This is a genomic window from Pedobacter sp. UBA5917, assembly GCF_002432345.1.
GTDB lineage: Bacteria > Bacteroidota > Bacteroidia > Sphingobacteriales > Sphingobacteriaceae > Pedobacter.
The window spans coordinates 1-4,219 of sequence record NZ_DJDT01000109.1; the positions used below are offsets into that span (position 1 = coordinate 1).

Annotated in this window: 3 protein-coding genes; all 3 read left to right on the forward strand. The window is 40.9% G+C overall.

Annotation, left to right across the window (positions count from 1 at the left end; genetic code table 11):
- Positions 1–638 precede the first annotated feature (638 nt).
- Positions 639–1,202 (forward strand): helix-turn-helix domain-containing protein, encoded by a 564-nt coding sequence (locus B2V92_RS06590; protein WP_293306013.1) that lies wholly within the window; start codon positions 639–641, stop codon positions 1,200–1,202.
- A 307-nt stretch (positions 1,203–1,509) separates the two neighbouring features.
- Complete coding sequence (locus tag B2V92_RS06595) at positions 1,510–3,144, forward strand: amidohydrolase (protein WP_293306015.1); 1,635 nt, start codon at positions 1,510–1,512, stop codon at positions 3,142–3,144.
- On the forward strand, positions 3,131–4,219 hold a 1,089-nt coding region (locus B2V92_RS06600; RefSeq protein WP_293306017.1), incomplete at its 3' end, for a serine hydrolase domain-containing protein. The genes B2V92_RS06595 and B2V92_RS06600, both read left to right, overlap by 14 nt.

The window sequence follows — 4,219 nt, forward strand, 5'->3', positions numbered from 1 at the left end:
CTGTGAGGACACAGACCACGGATTGGCGGAAGGGCTTAGCGGCTAGCCTATGGCGCGTTGAGCCTGTCTGTAAATTAGAATTTGATTATTGATTATTCTCCCCGCTACGTCATTGCTAACTGAAAGGCAGGGGTAGCGGGGTAGCCTTAAGCAATCTTTATAGTCTACTTACCCGTGTTTTCTGTGTCTCAGGGGCAAAAAAATGTTGCAAGAGTGTTCTGTGGGGAAGGTTCTGCGATAATCTGTGTTATCCGCGGGAACATTTGGGAGTAGCGGTAAGCGCCAACTTTGTCTGAACATTGAACTTTGATTATTGGTCATTAATTCCCCATTATTTCATTGCAAAACCAAGGGCAGTGAGGCAGAACGAAGTAATCTTTTTAATAGCCTTTCTAATCCGTGTTTTCTGTGCCTCCGTGGCTAAAAAACTAATGGGCTGCAAAGTCTTAGCATACCGTTAACACTAAAGTTTAGCACAGCAATTATCGATGTTAATTGTCACCGGGAGCGGAGTCGAAGAGGATTGAAGCAATTGTGGGTTACAAATTATCACTTTTGACGCATAAATGTCGTATATAAGTCGCACTTTAATTTAAAAACGATCCTTTACATTTGTTTAAACGCAATCGTTAAAAATTATGAAATTATCAGATAAACTAAAAGAGCTTAGAAACCAGCATGGTTTTAGTCAGGAAGAAGTTGCAAGGCAGACACAGTTGAGTTTGCGCACCATCCAGCGTATCGAACAGAATGAAACAGGGGCCAGAGGCGATACCCTGATCAGGTTGGCACAGGTTTTTGGTTTAAAGCCTATCGATTTAACCGGTGGCACTGAAAAAGAAGAAAGCCATCTGATGCCGCTTTTAAATTTATCTGCACTGAGTTTTATCGTTTATCCAATATTGGGTTTTATTGTGCCGCTGGTTTTATGGTACTTCAAACGTAATGGCGATGAAAAATTAAACGAAACAGGTAAAAAGCTGCTCAATTTTCAGGCAACCTGGACAATTGTTATCTCTTTGATGTACGTTACGTTTATATTTTTTAAAATCATGCATATTGGTGGCATCTTCGGGAAATATATCTTTCTGGTAATTTGTGGTTTATATGCCCTAAATTTTGTGCTTATTCTGATCAACACCTTTCGGAGCAAAAAATCGAAAGAAGTAATTTATAAGCCTGCTATTCCGTTTTTTAAGTAAGAGGAGCGTTAAGCGTATGGCGGATTGCGCCCAAACTCACCTGAAAATTGAAGTTTGATTGTAGTTTAAGGTGCTTAATTTGTTTGAATACTGAAGTTTGGTTATTTGTCCTATCACGTCATTACGGACCGCAAGGCAGGGATAGCGTGGCAGATGAAGCAATCTCTTAAATCCGTGTTGATCTGTGTGCATTCGTGGCAAAAAAAAAATGTAAGTGGTCTGTGGTGACACAGACCACGGCGGAATTAACAATCTGTAAAGCTGAATTTACAAAAGCAAATGCTTTCAATTTTCTATCTTTATCGATATGAAATCCATCCTATCAGGCCTTTTACTGGCATTGCTGTTTGCTTCCTGCTCGCAAAAGGAAGCGGTTGATGTAATTGTTTATAACGCCAAAGTTTATACCGTTAACAGTAAATTCGATACGGTTGAAGCTTTTGCAGTAAAGGATGGTAAAATCCTTTCGCTTGGTAAAAGTGATGATATTCAGGCAAAATATACCGCCAAAGAAGAAATTAATGCTGAAGGTAAAGCTGTTTATCCCGGTTTCATCGATGCACATGCCCATTTTTTTGGATACGGGCAGAGTTTACAAACAGCCGATTTAAGGGAAACAAAATCGTGGGATGAAGTACTGGCGCGTTTAACTGCTTTTGCCAAAACCCATCCCGATGGCTGGCTGATCGGTAACGGCTGGGACCAGAACGATTGGACCGATAAGAATTTCCCTACAAACGAAAAACTGACATCGCTTTTTCCTGGCCGCCCGGTATTTTTAAAACGCATTGATGGTCATGCTGCCATTGCCAACCAAAAAGCTTTGGATGATGCGGGCATTAAGGGCGAACAAAAACTGGTTGGAGGCGATATGCTTACCCAAAATGGGAAACTCACTGGTGTTTTAATTGATAATGCGGTAAAACTGGTTGGCGAAAAAATACCTTCGCCTGATGCTAAACTCGCTGAAAAAATATTTACCGATGCACAGCAAAACTGTTTCGCCGCTGGTTTAACCACCATTGATGATTGTGGTTTAAGTTATTTAGCTGTTGATTTTATCGAAAAACTGCAGAAAGAGAAAAAGCTTAAAATGAGGCTTTATGTAATGCTTTCTGATGAGCCTGATAATTATAAATACCTGTTCAACCGTGGACCAATTAAAACTGACCGGTTAAACGTAAGGGCTTTTAAAGTTTATGCCGATGGTGCCCTGGGCTCGCGTGGTGCCTGTTTGTTGCATCCATATAGCGATATGCCCAATAAAACAGGTTTTCTGTTAAGCGATCAGAAACATTTTGAAGAGGTGGCCCAAAAAATTGCCGCTAACCATTTCCAGATGTGCACACATGCCATTGGCGATTCGGCCAACCGCGTAATCCTGAACATCTACAATAAAATTTTAAAGGGCAAAAACGATCAGCGCTGGCGCATTGAACATGCACAGGTGGTTAATGCTAAAGATTTTGATCTTTTTGGAAAAGCAAGTATTATCCCTTCCGTACAGCCTACGCACGCTACTTCCGATATGTATTGGGCAGGGCAGCGTTTAGGTGCCGAAAGGTTAAAAAGTGCCTATGCTTACAAACAATTGTTAAAGCAGAATGGTTGGATTCCGTTAGGTACCGATTTTCCTGTTGAAAACATTAATCCATTATTAACGTTTTATGCAGCAACGGTGAGAGAAGATGCAAAAGGTTTCCCGCAAGGGGGCTTCCAGATGGAAAATGCGCTAACACCCGAAGAGGCTTTGCGCGGAATGACAATCTGGGCAGCAAAAGCCAATTTTGAAGAAGAGGAAAAAGGAAGTCTGGAGCAGGGTAAACTGGCCGATTTTGTCATCCTCGACCATGATATTTTAAAATCAACACCACAGAACATATTAAAAACCAAAGTATTAAAAACCTATCTGAACGGAGAAAAAGTATATGAAGCGAAATAGATTGTATATCCTGGCTGTGGCTACCTGCTGCAATATTCTATGTTTAATGGCCTGTGCACAGGAGCATACAACCAACGAAAAAAAACTTTCCATTGCCAATGCCATTTCGAACACTACGGTATTGTTGAATAATCAGGATGGAATTGTGCCCTTAAAATCGCTGGAGAAAAAGAACATCGCCTCTGTAAGTTTAAGTTTTGCCTACAGTACAGTATTTGATAGTTTGGCCAATAAGTACGATAAAATAACTTCATTTTCTGCCGATTCGTACAAAGACAGCATAAACCTGAACGACCTGGAAGATGACCTTAAATATTTCAATACCATTTTAATCAGTATCGACGATCAGAATGTAAACAAAGCAAAATACATCAATTTCATCAACAGCATCAGCAAAAATAAACAGGTAATCATTTCTTTTTTCGGTAACGGTCCGGGTTTAAAATCATTTGATCTTTTGCAGGCGCCAATTATTTGGACGGCCCAAAACAATGCCGATGCCGCTGCTATTGTTCCGCAGTATATTTTTGGTGGTATTGCCGCTGTAAATAAGTTAACCACAGCTTTTTCTGCCCGTTATACCATGGGTTCGGGTTTTGTTACGACTGCAACCCGTTTAAAATATACCGTACCCGAAGATGCCGGACTAAACTCCAATAACCTAAAAGAAATTGATGCCATTGCTGCTGAAGCCATCAGCAATAAAGCAACACCGGGTTTAGTGGTTCTGGTAGCTAAAGATGGTAAGGTGATTTTCAATAAGGCTTACGGAACCCATACTTACGATACCAATGTGCCTGATAAGGTAACCGATATTTTCGACCTGGCATCGGTAACCAAGGTAACTGCAACAACACCTGCCGTAATGCGTTTGTTTGAAGAGGGAAAATTGAAATTGGATACCAATATTGGTGCTTATATTCCAAAAGCACGTACTACGCCAATGAACAATATACAGTTGCGGGAGGTGATGTTGCACCAGGCGGGTTTTATCCCCTACATTCCTTTTCACGATTATGTAAAAACAGGCGATTACAGCAGGGATTCATCGGCCGCTTATCCTACCAAAGTAGCC

What these genes read in the sequence shown, in the direction of transcription:
- B2V92_RS06590 (WP_293306013.1), top strand. Translation starts at nt 639, where the DNA reads ATGAAATTATCAGATAAACTAAAAGAGCTTAGAAACCAGCATGGTTTT.
- B2V92_RS06595 (WP_293306015.1), top strand. Translation starts at nt 1,510, where the DNA reads ATGAAATCCATCCTATCAGGCCTTTTACTGGCATTGCTGTTTGCTTCC.